This is a genomic window from Aurantibacillus circumpalustris, from assembly GCF_029625215.1.
Lineage (GTDB): Bacteria > Bacteroidota > Bacteroidia > B-17B0 > Aurantibacillaceae > Aurantibacillus > Aurantibacillus circumpalustris.
Genome location: NZ_CP121197.1, coordinates 3,738,217 through 3,755,661 on the forward strand (window position 1 = coordinate 3,738,217; position 17,445 = coordinate 3,755,661).

The 17,445-nt window shown below is 37.0% G+C and carries 19 protein-coding genes; 11 read left to right on the forward strand and 8 right to left on the reverse strand.

Going from position 1 to position 17,445, the window contains the following annotated elements:
- Nucleotides 1-5 precede the first annotated feature (5 nt).
- From P2086_RS15465 to ppsA, 6 genes are all read right to left on the reverse strand, one after another.
- On the reverse strand, nucleotides 6-989 hold the full coding sequence (locus P2086_RS15465; protein ID WP_317897656.1) for a DUF389 domain-containing protein: 984 nt from the start codon (nucleotides 987-989) through the stop codon (nucleotides 6-8).
- A 159-nt stretch (nucleotides 990-1,148) separates the two neighbouring features.
- Nucleotides 1,149-2,078, reverse strand: coding sequence for a hypothetical protein (locus P2086_RS15470; protein ID WP_317897657.1), 930 nt, complete (start codon nucleotides 2,076-2,078; stop codon nucleotides 1,149-1,151).
- Between the two features lie 48 nt (nucleotides 2,079-2,126).
- Nucleotides 2,127-2,393, reverse strand: a complete 267-nt coding sequence (locus P2086_RS15475; RefSeq protein WP_317897658.1) for a zinc ribbon domain-containing protein — start codon at nucleotides 2,391-2,393, stop codon at nucleotides 2,127-2,129.
- Nucleotides 2,394-2,404: 11 nt separating this feature from the next.
- Nucleotides 2,405-3,130 carry a peroxiredoxin gene (locus P2086_RS15480; protein WP_317897659.1) on the reverse strand — a complete coding sequence of 242 codons (726 nt, stop codon included), beginning with the start codon at nucleotides 3,128-3,130 and terminating at the stop codon, nucleotides 2,405-2,407.
- Between the two features lie 75 nt (nucleotides 3,131-3,205).
- Complete coding sequence (locus tag P2086_RS15485) at nucleotides 3,206-3,964, reverse strand: SDR family oxidoreductase (protein WP_317897660.1); 759 nt, start codon at nucleotides 3,962-3,964, stop codon at nucleotides 3,206-3,208.
- Nucleotides 3,965-3,981: 17 nt separating this feature from the next.
- Nucleotides 3,982-6,354 carry a phosphoenolpyruvate synthase gene (ppsA, locus tag P2086_RS15490; RefSeq protein ID WP_317897661.1) on the reverse strand — a complete coding sequence of 791 codons (2,373 nt, stop codon included), beginning with the start codon at nucleotides 6,352-6,354 and terminating at the stop codon, nucleotides 3,982-3,984.
- A gap of 244 nt (nucleotides 6,355-6,598) precedes the next feature.
- On the opposite strand from ppsA, the gene P2086_RS15495 reads away from it, so the two are divergent.
- Entirely contained in the window at nucleotides 6,599-7,252 is a 654-nt protein-coding gene (locus tag P2086_RS15495) for a BON domain-containing protein (protein ID WP_396127424.1), read from the forward strand.
- A gap of 235 nt (nucleotides 7,253-7,487) precedes the next feature.
- Here P2086_RS15495 and P2086_RS15500 read toward each other — a convergent pair whose 3' ends face one another.
- Entirely contained in the window at nucleotides 7,488-8,219 is a 732-nt protein-coding gene (locus P2086_RS15500) for a CHAD domain-containing protein (protein ID WP_317897663.1), read from the reverse strand.
- Nucleotides 8,220-8,535: 316 nt separating this feature from the next.
- Between P2086_RS15500 and P2086_RS15505 the strand changes: the two genes are divergently transcribed.
- From P2086_RS15505 to P2086_RS15525, 5 genes are all read left to right on the forward strand, one after another.
- Nucleotides 8,536-8,940, forward strand: a complete 405-nt coding sequence (locus tag P2086_RS15505; protein ID WP_317897664.1) for a hypothetical protein — start codon at nucleotides 8,536-8,538, stop codon at nucleotides 8,938-8,940.
- Between the two features lie 151 nt (nucleotides 8,941-9,091).
- Entirely contained in the window at nucleotides 9,092-9,403 is a 312-nt protein-coding gene (locus tag P2086_RS15510) for a hypothetical protein (protein ID WP_317897665.1), read from the forward strand.
- A 5-nt stretch (nucleotides 9,404-9,408) separates the two neighbouring features.
- Nucleotides 9,409-10,506, forward strand: a complete 1,098-nt coding sequence (locus tag P2086_RS15515) for an efflux RND transporter periplasmic adaptor subunit (protein ID WP_317897666.1) — start codon at nucleotides 9,409-9,411, stop codon at nucleotides 10,504-10,506.
- On the forward strand, nucleotides 10,506-11,765 hold the full coding sequence (locus P2086_RS15520) for an ABC transporter permease (RefSeq protein WP_317897667.1): 1,260 nt from the start codon (nucleotides 10,506-10,508) through the stop codon (nucleotides 11,763-11,765). The genes P2086_RS15515 and P2086_RS15520 overlap by 1 nt, the downstream gene beginning before the upstream one ends.
- A gap of 1 nt (nucleotide 11,766) precedes the next feature.
- Nucleotides 11,767-12,447, forward strand: coding sequence for an ABC transporter ATP-binding protein (locus tag P2086_RS15525; protein ID WP_317897668.1), 681 nt, complete (start codon nucleotides 11,767-11,769; stop codon nucleotides 12,445-12,447).
- Nucleotides 12,448-12,479: 32 nt separating this feature from the next.
- Here P2086_RS15525 and P2086_RS15530 read toward each other — a convergent pair whose 3' ends face one another.
- Entirely contained in the window at nucleotides 12,480-12,920 is a 441-nt protein-coding gene (locus tag P2086_RS15530) for a BLUF domain-containing protein (protein ID WP_317897669.1), read from the reverse strand.
- Between the two features lie 212 nt (nucleotides 12,921-13,132).
- Between P2086_RS15530 and P2086_RS15535 the strand changes: the two genes are divergently transcribed.
- From P2086_RS15535 to P2086_RS15555, 5 genes are all read left to right on the forward strand, one after another.
- The gene (locus P2086_RS15535; protein WP_317897670.1) at nucleotides 13,133-13,804 is read left to right on the forward strand and encodes a DUF6629 family protein; all 672 of its coding nucleotides are present in this window, start codon (nucleotides 13,133-13,135) and stop codon (nucleotides 13,802-13,804) included.
- A gap of 99 nt (nucleotides 13,805-13,903) precedes the next feature.
- Complete coding sequence (locus tag P2086_RS15540) at nucleotides 13,904-15,406, forward strand: thymidine phosphorylase family protein (RefSeq protein WP_317897671.1); 1,503 nt, start codon at nucleotides 13,904-13,906, stop codon at nucleotides 15,404-15,406.
- A gap of 1 nt (nucleotide 15,407) precedes the next feature.
- Entirely contained in the window at nucleotides 15,408-16,274 is an 867-nt protein-coding gene (locus P2086_RS15545) for a ribose-phosphate pyrophosphokinase (protein WP_317897672.1), read from the forward strand.
- A 97-nt stretch (nucleotides 16,275-16,371) separates the two neighbouring features.
- Nucleotides 16,372-16,764 carry a hypothetical protein gene (locus P2086_RS15550; protein WP_317897673.1) on the forward strand — a complete coding sequence of 131 codons (393 nt, stop codon included), beginning with the start codon at nucleotides 16,372-16,374 and terminating at the stop codon, nucleotides 16,762-16,764.
- Nucleotides 16,765-16,766: 2 nt separating this feature from the next.
- The gene (locus P2086_RS15555) at nucleotides 16,767-17,177 is read left to right on the forward strand and encodes a thioredoxin family protein (protein ID WP_317897674.1); all 411 of its coding nucleotides are present in this window, start codon (nucleotides 16,767-16,769) and stop codon (nucleotides 17,175-17,177) included.
- Nucleotides 17,178-17,445: the final 268 nt, after the last annotated feature.

A 17,445-nucleotide genomic window follows, 5' to 3' on the forward strand; every position in this document is an offset into this window, starting at 1 on the left:
ATTTCTTATTGTCGGTTAGAATTTTGGAGAAAAACTTGTAGCCCAGTCGTACGTTCCAATTCGATTTTCAATCGTTGTTCTTCAACTTTGTCACTCGGAAATGGTTCAATTGTTATGATAACTCCAGTCCCTTGTATTGACAAATGCTTAATTGCCGGTGAATTTTTTGATCGTTCAAAAACAATTCTAGCTTTTTCATAAACAGAACTTTGGAATTGAGCACTTGAATTAAACTTCTTATAGTTCAATGCAAGTGGAACGATAATAGTTGAACCAAAAATAACTATCAAGATTGTACCTGTGTAGAACCATTTACGGTTTCTTTTTTGTCGTAAACCTAAAAGAAAAAAAATTAGCAGTGATGAAAAAGTGATTCCTATAAAATTAGTAATGAACAACAAGAAGCTTCCACCTGCCAAAATGAAATGTCCTTGTTCAAGCATTAATCCAATGGAACAAAGAGGTGGAACCAGGGCTACAGCAATTGCAACACCAGCTAATACAGTGGAGTATTCACTTCGATAATAACCATAAGCGCCTCCGGCACCCGCTAATAAAGCTATTCCGAGATCACGTAAATCAGGTGACGTTCTAATTAAGATTTGCTGATTTGGAGTTATTTCCGGCAGTGTAAAACCAATTATATAAGCCATCAGAATAGAACTTATTGTTCCAAGAGTAATTATCCCTAGCATTCTAAATGATTGTAGTTTCCAACCTAACGCAATAGCGCCGCCAAAGGCTACAATCGGTTGTCCCAATGGCGCTATTATCATTGCTCCTATTATAGTTGCTGATGAATCTTCCGAAAGGCCTAATGAAGCTATGCCAACACTTAAAATAAGCATTAATGCAAATGAACTTTGCCAGTCCTTTTTGTAATGAAAAAATAGATTATTAAAAACCGAAGTTCTTTCTTCAATTGGAATATCTTGCGAAAAGAAATTCTTTTCTATAAATATATCTTTTGAGTTAGGGTCTATTTGCACAATTTGGTTTTTAGTGCTAAAATTACGAATAATAATTTCTGGCTCCTCGTTAGGGCTTTTGAAATCGAAAACCGTCTACTAGTACCCATGTTTATTAATTGCGTAAATGTTCATATTTGCATTGTATGTCCACTAACGAAAAAACCGTGTTAGCTGTAGTTATTTAATTTCAAAATGTTTCTTTATACGTAACATTCTTAACGTGTTCCATTTACTAGGTTTTCCTGCTTTCTCCATCACAAAGTGTACTTGACCAACATGTGCAGCCTGCAAGTTCCATGTTCCATCTTTATTTTGTTTTTTATTCAAATAGTTCAAAGCTTCTGTCATTCTGTTGTCCCAATTAATTCCTGCATATTGAAAATAATCCATAGCTCGAAGAATGTCATACCGCCATCTGCTGGGATACGTTAATTTTAAAAATTCTTTACTAATTATTTGACCTGTTCGGTCTGATAAAAATAAGTGGTGCATCAAGATAAACTCAACTCCTGTTTTTATGGCATCTACTATTTCTTTCTTTCTATAGGTGAAGCCTGCTTTCATAAATTCGGTAAACCCTTCGAGAACTGAAATAGAGGAATGCAATGAGCTGTGTTTAGCTCCACTTCTTATTGTTCGACAGTTAAAGCCGCCGTCGGGCATTATTTCAGTCAGAATACTGTCAACGACTGACTGCAGTTTAATTTCAGGCATTTTGAAATAGGATGCATAATTCAAAAACATTCCATTAACACATACATCACTATGCTGAGTTGTGCTCGGTCCTAACTGAATTCCACCATCTTCTGCTTTATCATTCTTTAAAACTAATTCAATGGTCTCTTTCACCATTTCATTGTTTGAGGGGAGATTTAAATTGCGTAGGTCAAGTAATGTGTAGTGAGTAGAAGTCCACTTTGGCTGGTAAAATCTATCGCCCCAACAACCATTTATATGGCGTTTTGCCAGAATTTTTTTGCCCCAGCCTTCACTCGCTATATTATCTTGCAGTTTCTTCTTATGTACTCCCAACAAATCGCGCCATACCTGATATTGAATAGAGACATCTCCTTCCAATAACCAATCTATAATTTGTTGATGATCCATTTACTTTAAAAATAAATGATTTCTATTTTTTTGGAATTGCTGCAACTATTATTGTTTCCATCTCTCAAGTTTTGGAATTGACCTTGTAGCTAGCCATGCAAAGAAACTGTTGATTCCGTCCTTCTTCATTTCCTGTATACAAAATTTCTGCATTTTTTCCGCAGTGTCAATTTCGGGTGGAGTGAGAAATTCACCATTTGCATAACACATCGAACAAAACTTTCTGCTTATTGTTCCGTCTTTTTCAGATCCTCCCCCTTTTTTGTCTTTCTTTAAAGGGAATCCGCAGCTCTGGCAAAATTTATACTCTTTCATTGTTATGTTTGTTATTTTTTAATAATCGTATTCAGAACGGTTTCTTTATCGATTTTCTTTGTGCAAAAGAACCAGTCATAACAGTGTGTATTTTCATCTTGATTTTCCATTCTTTCTTTTGCAACTCCACATGAACCAGCTGTTGGTACAATTACTTCGTCTCCCGGTCTCCAGTCAGCTGGAGTAGCAACATTAAATTCATCAGCCGTTTGCAGCGCAATTACAACTCTGTATAATTCATCAAAATTGCGACCTAAGCTTAATGGATAATAAATTATTGTTCTGATAATTCCTTTAGGGTCAATCACAAATACAGCACGAACAGCTTTAGTACTGCTTTCACCTGGCATTATCATTCCATATTTTTTTGCAACGTTCATGGTAATGTCTTCTATCAAAGGGAAGTTAACTTCAATATCTTTCATTCCTTTGTATTCAATCTTTTCTTTGATAGTTCTTAACCAAGCAATGTGACTATACAAACCATCAACAGATAGTCCAACTAACTTACAATTCGCTTGATTAAATTGTTTTTCCAAGGATGCAAAAGTCATAAACTCAGAAGTGCATACAGGGGTGAAATCGGCAGGGTGACTAAAAAGGATTACCCAATTTCCTTTATAATCTGCCGGAAAATTTATATCGCCTTGGGTGGTTACCGCTTTAAATTCAGGCGCCTTGTCGCCAATTCTTGGCATTGAAACAACTTGCTGTGTTAAATTTTCTTGATTTTCCATTTTGTTATTTTTTGTTTATTTCTTAAATAAGATACACTGACTACTGCTATTTTTTTTAATACGGTAAAAGATCAATTAATAGGCTGTCCAGCCGCCATCTGCTGTGAGAACAGTTCCATTCACAAAACTCGAATCTGCAGAAGCCAGGAATAATGCGGTTTTGGCGATCTCATCCGCTTCACCCATCCGTGGCATTGTCGCAACTCCTGCCATACCGCGCTCCATTCCGAATGGATTTGGATTCATATTTTTCCCGATATTAGTATTTACTCCACCCGGCGCAATGGCGTTACAGCGAATTCCTTTTTGAGCATACATAAACCCAATATTTTTGGTTAATCCAACTACCGCGTGTTTTGACGCGGTGTAAGCCACTCCGGCTCTTGCTCCATATAATCCTCCCACCGAAGCAATGTTCACAATAACTCCACTTTCTTGTTTAAGCATAATTGGGACAGCAAAACGACAAGCGTACATCGGTCCATTTACATTAACTGCCATAATACGATTCCATAGATCGTTGGAGACTTGATCTATTGGCATAAAATCATCCATAATCCCGGCGTTGTTAATCAATACATCTACTGTTTTAAAATGCGCCACCGCGGCATTAAACATTTTTTTGATATCCTTTTCATTCGATACATCGCAAAGAACGCCTAGTGCTTTGCCACCATCGATTGTTATGGTATTTACAACTTCATCAATTTCATTCTGGTGAAGGTCGGCAACAATTACATTGGCACCTTCTTTTGCAAACAGTTGCGCTATGGCCTTTCCCATGCCTGATGCTGCACCAGTTACCAGAGCTGTTTTATTGTTAAGTTTTCCCATGATTTGTATTTTTAAGTTTATAATGTTTCTGCTTTATTTATATTTTCTATTCCTTTTAAAAGTGCGTCAGGATTAAAGGATATGCTGTCGATACCATGCGCTACCAGAAATTCAGTAAATTCAGGGTAATCGCTAGGAGCTTGGCCGCACAAGCCTATTTTAGATCCACATAGTTTAGCTGAATTAATTACATGAGAGATCATATATTTAACAGCTTCGTTGTTTTCGTCAAAAAGATCACTAATTATGTCAGAATCCCTGTCGATACCCAGTGTTAATTGTGTGAGATCGTTTGAGCCAATTGAAAAGCCATCAAATATTTTTGCAAACTCCCCGGCTAAAATTACGTTGCTTGGAATTTCAGCCATCACATATATTTCCAGACCATTTTCTCCACGCTTCAAACCGTATTCAGCCATTAGAGAAACTACTTTTTTTCCTTCTTCTACTGTTCTGCAAAACGGGATCATTAATTTTACATTCGTTAGTCCCATTTCATTTCTCACAACTTTCATCGCTTCACACTCCAGTTTAAATCCTTCCTTGTATCTGTCGTTATAATACCGCGAAGCACCCCTAAATCCAATCATAGGATTTTCCTCTTTCATTTCAAATTGTTTACCACCGAGCAGGTTGGCATATTCGTTGGTTTTAAAATCACTCATTCTCACAATAACATCTTTTGGATAAAAGGCCGCTGCAATCGTTCCTATCGCCTGAGAGAGTTTATCAATGAAATAGCCTTTTTTATCGGCATAGTGTTCTGTCAGTTCACGGATTTCTTTTTTAACCGTTGGGTCAGTTAATTCATCAAATTTCACAAGTGCCATTGGATGAACACGAATACTGTTCGTGATCACAAACTCCATGCGCATTAAACCAACTCCTTTGTTGGGATAAAAAGATAATTTGTATGCTTTATCAGGATCGGCCAAGATCAGCATGGCTTGTGTTACAGGCATTTTAATATTTCTGAAATCAAGGTCTTTCACGGTCCAATTTAATTTGCCTGAATAAACAGAACCATATTTACCCTGCGATGTATCAACGGTAATAATATCGCCATCTTTTATTTTTTCAGTTGCACCGTTAGCGCCAACTATCGCTATTGCTCCCACTTCACGTGCAACAATAGCGGCATGACTCGTGCGGCCACCTTTATTAGTTACTATTGCGGCGGCTTTTTTTAGAATAGGATCCCAATCTGGATTAGTAACATCCGTAATAAGAATTTCACCAGTATTTAATTTATCTGAATCCGCCGAAGAATTAATAACACGTGCCATGCCTGAAACAATGCCTAAACCAATAGCGTTTCCTGTAACTATAAGGTTTCCTTTTTGTTTCAGACTATATTCTTTTACAACTAATGGATCTTTTGTAGAATGAACCGTTTCGGGTCTTGCCTGTACTACAAAGAGTTGATTTGTTAAACCATCCTTTGCCCATTCAACGTCCATTGGCATTTTATAATGTTGTTCGATTTGCAAACACCATTTGGCAACGGTTTCTATTTCAGAATTAGTTAGAGTCCAGCATTTTTGTTTTTCAAGCGGGGTATGCGTATTAACAGTGCCATTACCATCTTCGTTATAAATAAGAGTCTCTGCTTTTGATCCCAGTTTTTTCGAAATAACAGGTCTTTTAAACTTACCGATGTGCGGTTTAAAAACGTGAAATTCATCGGGTGTAACAGTGCCTTGTACAATATTTTCACCAAGTCCCCAACAGCCTGTTATAACAATAGCATTTTTAAATCCTGAGTCAGGTTCAATAGTGAAACAAACGCCTGAGCTGGCCTTATCGGAACGCACCATTAATTGTATACCTACAGACAAGGCAACTTTGCTATGATCAAAACCATTGTCAATTCGGTATTTGATTGCCCTTGCATTGTACAAAGAAGCGAAACAATTTTGCACCGAATTAAGTACAGCATTGATGCCTTTGATGTTAAGAAAAGAGTCGTGTTGCCCCGCAAAACTGGCTGTTGGCAGATCTTCTGCCGTAGCGCTACTTCTCACAGCTACCCCGACCTCAGAATTAAATTTTTCGCAAAGTTTTTTGTAATGATCTGTTATTTCATGTATCAATTGTACAGGTAATTTAGCAGAGTTAATAAGTGCTTTGGCATCCTTAGAAACCTTATTAAGATTGACAAATTCTTTTTTGTCAAGGGTATTAACCAGCAGAGCAAGTTTATCTGTTAATTTATTTTCATTCAGGAACAAACGAAAGGCATCGGCTGTTGTTGCAAAACCATCGGGTATATTTATTCCGAGAGGTTTAAGGTTCTTTAGCAGTTCTCCGAGGGAAGCATTTTTTCCTCCAACAAATGAAACATCTTTAATACCTACTTCATTAAAAGGCAGAATTAGTTTGGTTTCCATTTTAAAGTTTTAGAATACATAATTACATCATTTAACTCTCAACCAAAATGATAAATACCCGATCGAATTATGAGTTTTGTCATTAAGTCTGCTCTTAACACTGAAAGACAGCTGCCTGCATTTGTGCTTAGTGATTTAAATCATTTAGTAAAGTGAGAATGCTCATTCTACTATTTCAGGATTAAGAACAAATTTGATCTTAAAAAATAGTATGAAAACAGATAGAGAAATACAAGCAGACGTAATGTCTGAAATCCAGTGGGAACCAGCCTTGCTTGGGAACGAGATCGGAGTTTCTGTAAATGAAGGTGTGGTGATGCTTTCAGGTATAGTTGATACCTACTACAAAAAAAGACTTGCCGAAAAGGTAAGTAAAAAAGTTAATGGCGTTAAGGCCGTTGCTGAAGAGATTCTGGTTAAGGTTCCTGGAAGCAATATTTACACAGATGTAGATATCGCAAAAGCTGCTCTCAGCGCTCTCAAATGGAATAGCGCAGTTAATGAAAATACAATTACCGTTCAGGTAGAAAATGCGCAAGTAACACTCGAAGGAGATGCAGAATGGGCCTTCCAAAAACTTTCCGCACAAAAGGCAATCGAAAATTTGAACGGCGTTTGTTGTATTATTAATAACATACATGTTAAAAATAAAATTGCGGCAGAGGGTGTATTAGATAACATTATGCGTGCCTTTGAACGTAATGCAATCATAGACTCAGCTGGCATTACAGTAAACGTGATCGGTGATAAGCTTATTTTAACTGGTACAGTACGATCTTATGCGGAAAAAAAAGATGCTGAAAATGTTGCATGGTCTTCCCCTGGGGTAATGCATGTTGATAACCAACTGATGATCGATTCCAGTGTTAACATATCCTCAACATTTATTGAATCTTGAAAATAAAAAAGGATTGGTATCAAAAATTACTGAAAGTTCATACTTATCAAGTGGTACCAAAGCAATTGAAGATATTTTACATTCTTTCTATGTAATTATTACTTTACAGGGACAGATTCTGCTCTTATCTGCTGATACAGAAGATGAGGGGCAAATGCTTTGATGAGCGATTATATAAGAGTTCAGGAAAAACTTGCGTGAATGTACTCTGCTTTTTTAAAAAAGTAACGGTTTATTAAAGAAAAAGCTTTTTAAATTGTTTTTTTTCCTTTTCTTTTAAGTCCGAAAGTATGTTCTTTATTTGCTTTGAGAAACTCTGTTTCGAGAGAAAAATAAATGCTGTCCACGTATCGTGCCAGAGCCCTATCTTTTCTTGCAACCTATCGGTTTTTGTTTTATTCAAACCAATCTCTTTTTTTAGTTTTTTCGGCAACATTTCATAAACATACATCATCTTTTTTATATCTCTTCTATAGTAATGCAAGGTTGTCCTGTTTCGATTATGTAGTTTTTTGTCAGCCCTCTTTTCGCGCTTTTTAAAATAGCTGAGTATTACTTTTTTACTCGGCAGTTTTTCTGGCAAACTTAATTCTTTGCGAAACAACCGCACCTCTTTTATGTAGCGAGGAATTTTTTCCAGAAATTGTTGTTCTAAAAGAGTTCTTTTCTTCATAAGGGGAAGAGTTAACTTTTCGGATACAGGAAGGCTTTTTTGCATGAGAAGAATAATAATATAAAGCTCACGTAGCGTTCCTGCTTTATGAAACAAATTATCTAGTTTTTTTTTGCCAAAAGGTTTCTTAAACAGAGTTTCCGAAAAATAAAGTATGGCTTTTGTTTTTTTAATACACACTCTTAATGCGTGAAGACTTTCAGGTTTCCTGTTCTGACTGAATGTGTTTAGCCAAGTCTCAATCAATCCTAGCTGTTCATCAAGGTAATTATTTACTACATTTTTTTTACCCATTTGCCATTTGTTTTTAGCAAATATGCGAAAATGCCAGAACAGGAACCATGATCCTTATCACATAACTTATTGATGAATTTTGTGAAAATGAATGGAACCAGAAGTTTTTTTTGCAAAAAAAAAATCTGGAACAATTTAGTTTTTTGATGGGCGGTGTGTGAAAATATGAATACCGGCACTTGATTACAAGTCTGGTCTATTTAGTGCTATATGCTACTACGCTTACAAATGATAAGGATCATATTTTTGAATGATCGAGGTTAACGCTTTGTTATTTTTTCGTTCTGAACTTTGCGGGTATATTTAAGATTGAATTATGAAGAAAATAATTTTGGCATTTTGTCTTTTTGCGTTTACACTTTTACACGCGCAGCAAATTACTTGTGATACTAACTCATGCACCAAACAAAAAACAGCTAGATATGAGATAGAACTCGTAAAGAAATGTAGTAATCGCCTGAATGTATATGTAAACGATCGAATGGGGAAACCATTGATACATACGGATGTTATCGGGTATATTGCCTTCTTTTACAAAGGAGGTGATATGGTGACTGAAGAATTATTTCAGTATCCACAAAGCAACTACCTGGAAGCAGAAATCCCACGCACTGGTTTTTATAAATTTAAAGTGTCGCTGGTTATTAACGGAGAAACTATATCTACTTTTTTTGACAATGAGTGTACACTAAGAACACTGATGGATACAAGAAACTGGTAAGTGTTTTCTGCAAAGACCCGTGATGATCTGATTATAGCGCACCAAAGCTGATAAATATCATCACGGCTACTGACCAACTTCATAACAACTTTTTGATAAACAAAGTACTTTTGACACAGAACAACATTATGTTTACTAAAGTTCGAAATCTATGAAATCAACACTCAGTACCTATTCTCTTTATGACCTCTCTAACCCACATTTCAGTCGAGTAACGCTGTTCACCTCAGACAATAAGAAGCTCAGAGGGCAATTTGTACAATTCAAAGTAGTTAAAGATTCCAACTTTGAATACTTGTACCCAGCCGAAAAATATTGCTTTTTGCTGGAAGAGAATCGGGAAGCATTTTGGTCAGTGCACAATAGCAGCAACGGCGAATTTAACGACTTCCCGAAGTATGTGCTGCAGCTGGGTTTAGATGATATAAAACAAATTCTTATTGAGCCTTTACTTGTTGCATAAAAATTATGAGAGATAAACGTGTATTGGCTTTTTGTCTGTTAGTTGCATTTAATCTGCTGTATTTCACCGCCTGCAAGGATAGCAAGGAAAAACTCAGGCCGGTGTACGGTACCGTCACAGAATCCATCTATGCATCAGGCACCATAAAAAGCAAAGACCAATATCAGGTATTTGCGCAAGCCAATGGTATAATTGAGCAGGTTTTTGTGAAAGAAGGGGATACTGTACAAAAAGGACAGCCACTTTTATTCATTTCAAACAATATACAACGTCTTACTAAAGAAAATGCGGAGCTGGCTGCAAAGTTCTCAGATCTTGATGCTAATAAAAGCAAATTGATGGACGCCCGGGCATTTTCAGACCTCGCCAAAGAAAAAATGCAAAACGATTCTTTGTTGCATGCACGGCAACAAGCACTTTGGCAACAAAATATTGGTACGCGGGTGGAGCTGGAACAACGCGAACTTGCATTTAAAAATTCAAGAAACTCATACTATTCATCGCTGCTGAAACTCGAGGATCTTAAACGGCAACTGGAATTTACATCTTCGCAGGCAAAAAAAAATCTTTTGATTTCCGGAACCTCAGAAGATGATTATACTGTGCGAAGTGAATTAAACGGAAGAGTTTACAGCCTAAGTAAAGTAAAGGGAGAAATGGTGAGTATGCAAACCCCTTTAGCAGTGGTAGGTGATGCAAGGATCTTTATTCTTGAAATGCAGGTAGACGAATACGATATCATAAAAATAAAAAATGATCAACTTGTTCTTATTACTCTTGATAGCTATCGCGGACAGGTATTTGAAGGAAAGGTGACACGCATTTTTCCGCTTATGAATGAGCGAAGCAAAACCTTTCTTGTTGAAGCCGAATTCACAAAAGCCCCGCCAATAGTTTATCCTAACACCAGCTTTGAGGCTAATATTGTGATCAACAGAAAAGAAAACACCTTGCTCATTCCTCGAAACTATCTGCTAAATGACAGTACGGTTATTAAAAGTAATGGTGAAAAAACACAAGTGAAAACAGGATTAAAGGATTACCAGATGATCGAAATTCTAGATGGTATTTCTAAAAATGAAGAACTTACTAAACCCGACTGATGAACCTAAAACTAAGCTTCGATATTTCCCGTTCATTGTTATTAGCCCGGTGGCGTCAAACTTTGGTGGCCGCTATTGGCGTAACATTCAGCATCGCAATGTTTATTACACTTCTGAGTTTTATGACTGGATTAAATCAGTTACTGGATGGACTTATACTGAACCGGACACCACACATCCGACTATACAAGGAAGTAAAGCCGTCAGCAAAGCAACCGGTTGAATTATCCGAGTCCTTTTCAGGTACTCATAATTTTATCCGTTCTGTAAAACCTAAAGACGAACAACTTCAGATAAGGAATAGCGCTATCATTCTGAAAACACTGCGCGAAGATAAACGTGTGTTGGGAATTGCCCCAAAAATTAGCTGTCAACTATTCTACAACCTTGGCGCTGTTGACTTACCAGGCACTGTAAGCGGTATTGACCCAGAGGCCGAGAACCGACTTTTTAAATTCAGTGAGTACGTTACCGAAGGCAGGTACATTGATTTGAAAAACATCCCCAACAGTATTATTCTTGGGAAAGCTGCCGCCGAAAAAATGCTCGCGCAGATGGGAGATATCGTTCAGGTGACGACTTCACGCGGTGAACGTTTTCAATTAAAAGTGGTTGGCTATTTTCAATCGGGACTACAAGAGCTAGATAAAATACAGAGTTATGTATCTGTTACCACTGCACAAAAACTATTAGGCGAACCAAACAGTTATATCACCGACATACAGGTGAAGCTGAAGGATATTTTAAACGCGCGGGCAATGGCTCTAGAATACAGTCAGCTGTTTGATGTGGAAGCGCTTGATATTAATACGGCGAACTCACAATTTGAAACTGGCACATTTATCCGCACATTGATTTCTTATGTGGTAGGCATTACCTTACTGGTTGTCGCTGGCTTTGGCATTTATAATATTCTTAATATGATGATCTATGAAAAGATGGATACTATTGCTATTTTAAAAGCAACTGGTTTCTCTGGTAAAAACGTAAAAGCAATTTTTATTAGCATTGCTTTGACTATTGGTATTTTTGGTGGTGTGCTGGGATTGTTGCTGGGACTTGGTGCGTCGGCATTAATTGATCTTGTGCCATTTAATACAGAAGCACTTCCTACAATAAAAACATATCCTGTTAATTATAATCCTGCGTTTTATATTATTGGTGGAATTTTTTCAGTGGTCACAACTTATTTCGCGGGTTACTTTCCATCGCGCAAGGCAAGTAAGGTAGATCCCGTTGTTATTATCAGAGGAAAATAAGATGGACAACAGAGTACTTGAGGCAGTTAATATCAGTAAGGAGTTTCACGACCCGGTAACCGTGTCAGTTTTAAAGGATATTAATTTTTCAATTGATAAAGGTGAATTTGCATCTGTGATTGGAAAATCCGGATGTGGAAAATCGACCTTGCTTTATATTCTTTCAACAATGGATACAGATTTTAAAGGCGACTTGAAAATAGACGGCGTGAGTATGGTGAATAAAAAAGAAGAAGAGCTGGCAAGAGTGCGGAATGAAAAAATTGGTTTTGTTTTTCAATTCCATTATTTACTGAACGAATTCAGTGTTCTTAAGAATGTAATGTTGCCGGGTTTAAAACTTGCTATTTACTCAGAAAAAGAAATAGAACACAGGGCTTACGAAAAGTTAAAAGTACTTGGCATTGAAAGCGAAGCGTTGAAATTCCCGAACCAACTTTCGGGTGGACAAAAACAGCGGGTTGCCATTGCCAGAGCCCTCATTAACAACCCACTTATTATTATGGGTGATGAGCCAACTGGTAACCTCGACAAAAAGAACAGTGAAATTGTGTTTCACATTTTTGAAGAACTGACTGTCGAATACAAACAATCGCTTTTAATTGTAACGCATGACACCGATTTTGCAAACCGCACTAAGCGCATCATTGAAATGGAGGACGGAAAAATTATAAAACAATAATTTATCGAGCATAAAAATTCAGTAAAACTAAGCTAACTTTCGGCAGGCCAGTTACTATTAAGTATTTGGTTGGCCATGTACCAGAACAGTTTTGCAGTTTCTGTTGGTTTATTAGCTAAATCGGAAAACACCATCATGTTTTCAATAAATAGAGTTTTGACGATGGGAGAATATTCCGCAGAAGTTAAATCATAAAAGGCCATGTTCCAGTTTTCAAAAGCGCGCCCCACAACATGTTCTTCGTTTACTAACCGAACATGTGTATGGCGTTTATCCCTACGAATATTTGAAAACAAATCCTGTACACTATTTTTTTCGCCTTCCAGTAATTGAATAAACTCACCTTCGTGATAAAGGAGGCACCCCGTAATGTTATTGTTTTTGTTAAAGGATCGGGAAGTATTGAGAATAGAAGAAATGTCTTCCATCGTTATTTCTGGTTTTGCAACAGAACAATATATTAATTCAAACATGTTTATTTTGTTAAAGTGCATGGTTCAGCGAATTTACCAGAGTTTATCACATTGCACAATTCTTATTGTATGATCTTTTTCACTAAAACTAATGATGCGTATCATATCCATAGCGCATGTGCAGGCCTACCTTAGATCAATTTAAGAGCAGAAATAAAATTGCGGAATATTCGTAACTTGTTATTTGTAAGCAATAATTTAATTATACGCCCATGTGTTTTTCAGCAAGTGCAAGTTTTGGAGCAGGTATTGTTCTTGTGGCGATTGGAGCTGCCTCCATTAAAAAAAAACAGAACTCTTCTCATGTAATGTTTGCGGCTATTCCTTTAATTTTTGGAATACAACAGATCTCTGAAGGATTCCTTTGGTTATCCTTAACTCATTCTGGCTGGAATTTTTTGCAAAGGCCAATGACCTATGTGTTTCTGTTTTTTGCTCAAATCGTTTGGCCTTTTTGGGTGCCTTACTCAATACTGAAATTAGAAAAGGATAAGAAAAGAAAGAAAATAGAAAGGGTACTTACCATTCTTGGCGCCACAATCTCTGTATATCTGGCGTACTGCCTGATCTCTTATCACGTGGAAGCTAAAATTCTCGGGCTTCACATTACTTACCTTCAGAACTATCCCACAAGCCTGAGTCTCTTCGGAGGTGCACTCTACATGATTGTAACTATTATTCCTCCTTTTTTTTCGGGTATTAAGCATATGTGGAGTCTGGGAACTGCGATTCTTATTTCGTATGTGATGACCGCGATTTTTTATGAAGGTTATATTGTTTCCGTTTGGTGCTTTTTTGCATCCGTTATCAGTATTGCCGTAGTGGTAATTATGCACGAAATAAAAAAATCATACGTTCGTTCTTTGTCGTTTCAATCACTTTAAATTTGTTCTTTTGATAAGAAAACTGATTATGATCATTTCTGAGTTTGATTCCAATCATACCAGACCCCCGTATTATTGGTTAGTATTGTTAACTCAGGTATGAAACAAAATTCCAATTCTTTAAAACTAAAACGTCTGCATATTGATGCGCAAATAGAGCATATTGTGTTTATGCCGAAAGATTGCGCTATTCATAAATCGGAAGGATTTTCGTCACTTAACCGTGTACAAGTGCAGGTTAATAAAAAAACGCTGATTGCTTCATTGAACATTATAGATGATGGCATTTTAAAACAGGATGAAGCAGGTTTGTCGGAAAGCGCCTGGAAAGCGTTGAATGCAAAAGAGGGCAACCTGATCAGGTTTTCGCACTGCGCTCCTGTAGATTCTATGAAATATGTGCGCGGAAAAATGTATGGTAAACGGCTTTCTGAAAATAACTTCAGAGAAATACTGGATGATGTAGTAGCAGGCCGTTATTCAAATGTAGAACTTTCCGCATTTATTACAGCCTGCGCTGGTGATAACCTTAGTCTGAAAGAAATTACCTTTTTAACAAGAGCGATGGTGAGTTCAGGGCGTCGCTTGCGCTGGAACAGTAAAATTGTAGCTGACAAACACTGTGTTGGTGGATTGCCGGGTAACCGTACCAGTCCTATTGTTGTTGCGATTGTGGCTGCTGTCGGAATTAAAATCCCGAAAACATCTTCCCGTGCAATCACCTCGCCGGCGGGAACCGCAGACACTATGGAAACACTTACTGAGGTTGAACTGGATACTAGCAAAATCAGAAAAGTAATCGCAATGGAAAATGGTTGCCTGAGTTGGGGAGGCTCTGTGAAACTAAGCCCTGCCGATGAAGTCCTCATCCGGATAGAACGCGCTTTGGACATTGACAGTTACGGACAGATGATTGCTTCTGTACTATCAAAAAAAAGTGCAGCGGGATCTACCCATGTAGTAATAGATATTCCAGTTGGTAAATCAGCAAAAGTGCGAACAAAAGAAGATGCCGAAAAATTAGAATATTATTTTAAAGTAGTAGCCGCTTCATTAAATTTAAAAATAAAAATACTGATTACCGATGGTTCTCAACCTGTTGGCAGGGGCATAGGACCCGTTCTTGAAGCCCTTGACGTACTGAGTGTATTAAAAAATGAAGCTACCGCGCCTCAGGATCTTAAACAAAGATCATTAATGCTTGCAGGAGAGATTTTGGAACTTGTTGGCAAAGTTAAAGAAGGTAAAGGCTTTGAGGCTGCTCGATTGATTCTGGAAAATGGATTTGCTTATAAAAAGTTTAAGGCTATTTGTATCGCACAGGGTGGAATGAAGAAACCAAGACCGGCCCGTTACAAAAAAGCAGTTAGGGCTGAAAGAAAAGGTGTGGTAAAGGAAATAGATAACAGATTACTTGCAAAAGTTGCTAAACTTGCGGGAGCCCCTAGAGAGCCAGGAGCAGGGGTTTTACTGCTTAGTCCTTTAGGTACTCATGTTAAAAAAGGAGATATATTGTTTTATGTTTATGCGCATGCTTCAGGGGAATTGCGCTATACTCTGGATTATTTGAAACAACAACCTGATATTATTTATATCCGTTAATATGGAACACATTTATTTCTCTTTTCCCGGTAACGAAGTATTAACAACAACGTTGGCGCTTAATGATAATGCCAGTATTGGACTGGCTGAAATCCGGCGGTTTCCTGATGGAGAAAGTTATATCCGTATAAAGTCAGATGTTTGTGGCAAACACGTAGTCTTAGTTTGTACACTTGATAAGCCAGATGAAAAAATAATGCAAATCTATTTTTTTTCAAAAATTGTAAGAACAATGAAAGCTTCTACGCTCACTCTAGTGAGTCCTTACCTGTCCTATATGCGACAGGATAAACTATTTCATGAAGGAGAGGGTGTTACTTCAATAGAGTTTGCTAAACTATTATCATCAATGGTAGATCAACTTATAACGGTAGATCCGCATCTCCACCGCTTTCATTCCCTAAAAGAATTATATTCCATAAACACTAAAGTTGTTAGTGCTGCTAAACCGATTGCAGAATGGATAAAGTCTCATGTAAAAAAACCATTTATCATTGGGCCTGATAGTGAAAGTGAACAGTGGGTAAAAAGCGTGGCAATGCACTACTATGTCCCTTACACTTTTCTAAACAAAATCAGGTTGGGCGACAAACAAGTTGAAATAAGTATTCCCGAAGATTTGGATCTGAGCGAAAGAACCCCGGTATTAGTTGACGATATCATTTCCAGTGGGAGAACGATGACCGAGATCTTAAAACAATTAAAAAAATCAGGCGCTCAGGCTCCTGTATGTATTGGTGTTCATGGCATCTTTGCAGGAAATGCTTACGTGGAGTTAAAAAATGCGGGAGCGTCTGTAATTGTTACCACCAATACAATTCCGCACCCAAGCAACCAGATTGATATTAGCGACCTTTTAAAATTCTAAACTGAAAAGTGACAAGGATCATGTCTTTGTATGAGCTAGATTATTCACATACGGTAAAACAAGCTCTACTTTTGATTCTAAACAAATCTACAGAATCATGAAACAAATTTTATCGGTACTGATGCTCTTATTTTTTTTGACTGACACAGCGCAGATCATTCACAGCGAAACGCCGGTGTGCACTACCAAAAAAGCAGGAAATTTTCTCATAGAATTGGCGGGGTGCAATAATTATATCGATATTTATCTCTATGACTTAAAAGAGAAACCAGTACGTGGTATTGAATTGAATGGAAAAGCAGAGTTCCATTATTTGGATGAAACATTTTCTAAGGCTGATTTTGTACAATACGGGCGAACGAATTCACTGCGAGCAGAAATACCTGGACCTGGTTTCTATAATTTTAAAGTGACATTGGTTATTAAGAATGATACAATTACAACGTATTTTGATAACACCTGCGATCTTCGCGCACAAGCAAAAAAATGAATATGAAATTTATATGGAGTTTACTATTTTTCTTGTTCTACTTTTCCTCTTATAGTCAGGATACGCAACAAGATAGCGCCGTATCTGAAGGACCTATTGGTATGACTGTTGAGCAATTCAACAGACGTATCAAAACAACAAACAAACTACTCCTGGTTTATTTTAGTGCTGATTGGTGTGTGGTATGTAAAAGACAAAAACCTGTTCTCCATCAGGTGTTTTCTGAGATATGGAAGGATGCTGAACTTCTTTCCATTAATCTTGAGAACAATCCTCTTATTGCAGAATACTTTGAAATTGACGCCTTACCAGCTCTCATTTTGTATAAAGATGGTTACATGGTGTGGAATCGTGTAGGTTTTCAGGAAAAAGAAAAAATATTAGATCTGTTGAAGGGTTATATAAAAAGATAGTATTGAAAGGATAATCCAAATGAAAATTAATCTCAGTTTCTACATCATATTTTTTTATTAAATAATTTCAATAGATACCTGAATACTCAAATATTTACACGGATTCAAATTCTCACAATATATATTATGAGAATTTAAATGGCTTCTTGCTTAAGAAATTGTTTACTGAAAAACAAATATTGGTTGAAATTAGCTTTTTCCGAAACGATATATCAAAAATGAATCTATTAACTAGCTGCATTCGAATCGTTATAAATTAAAGAGAATA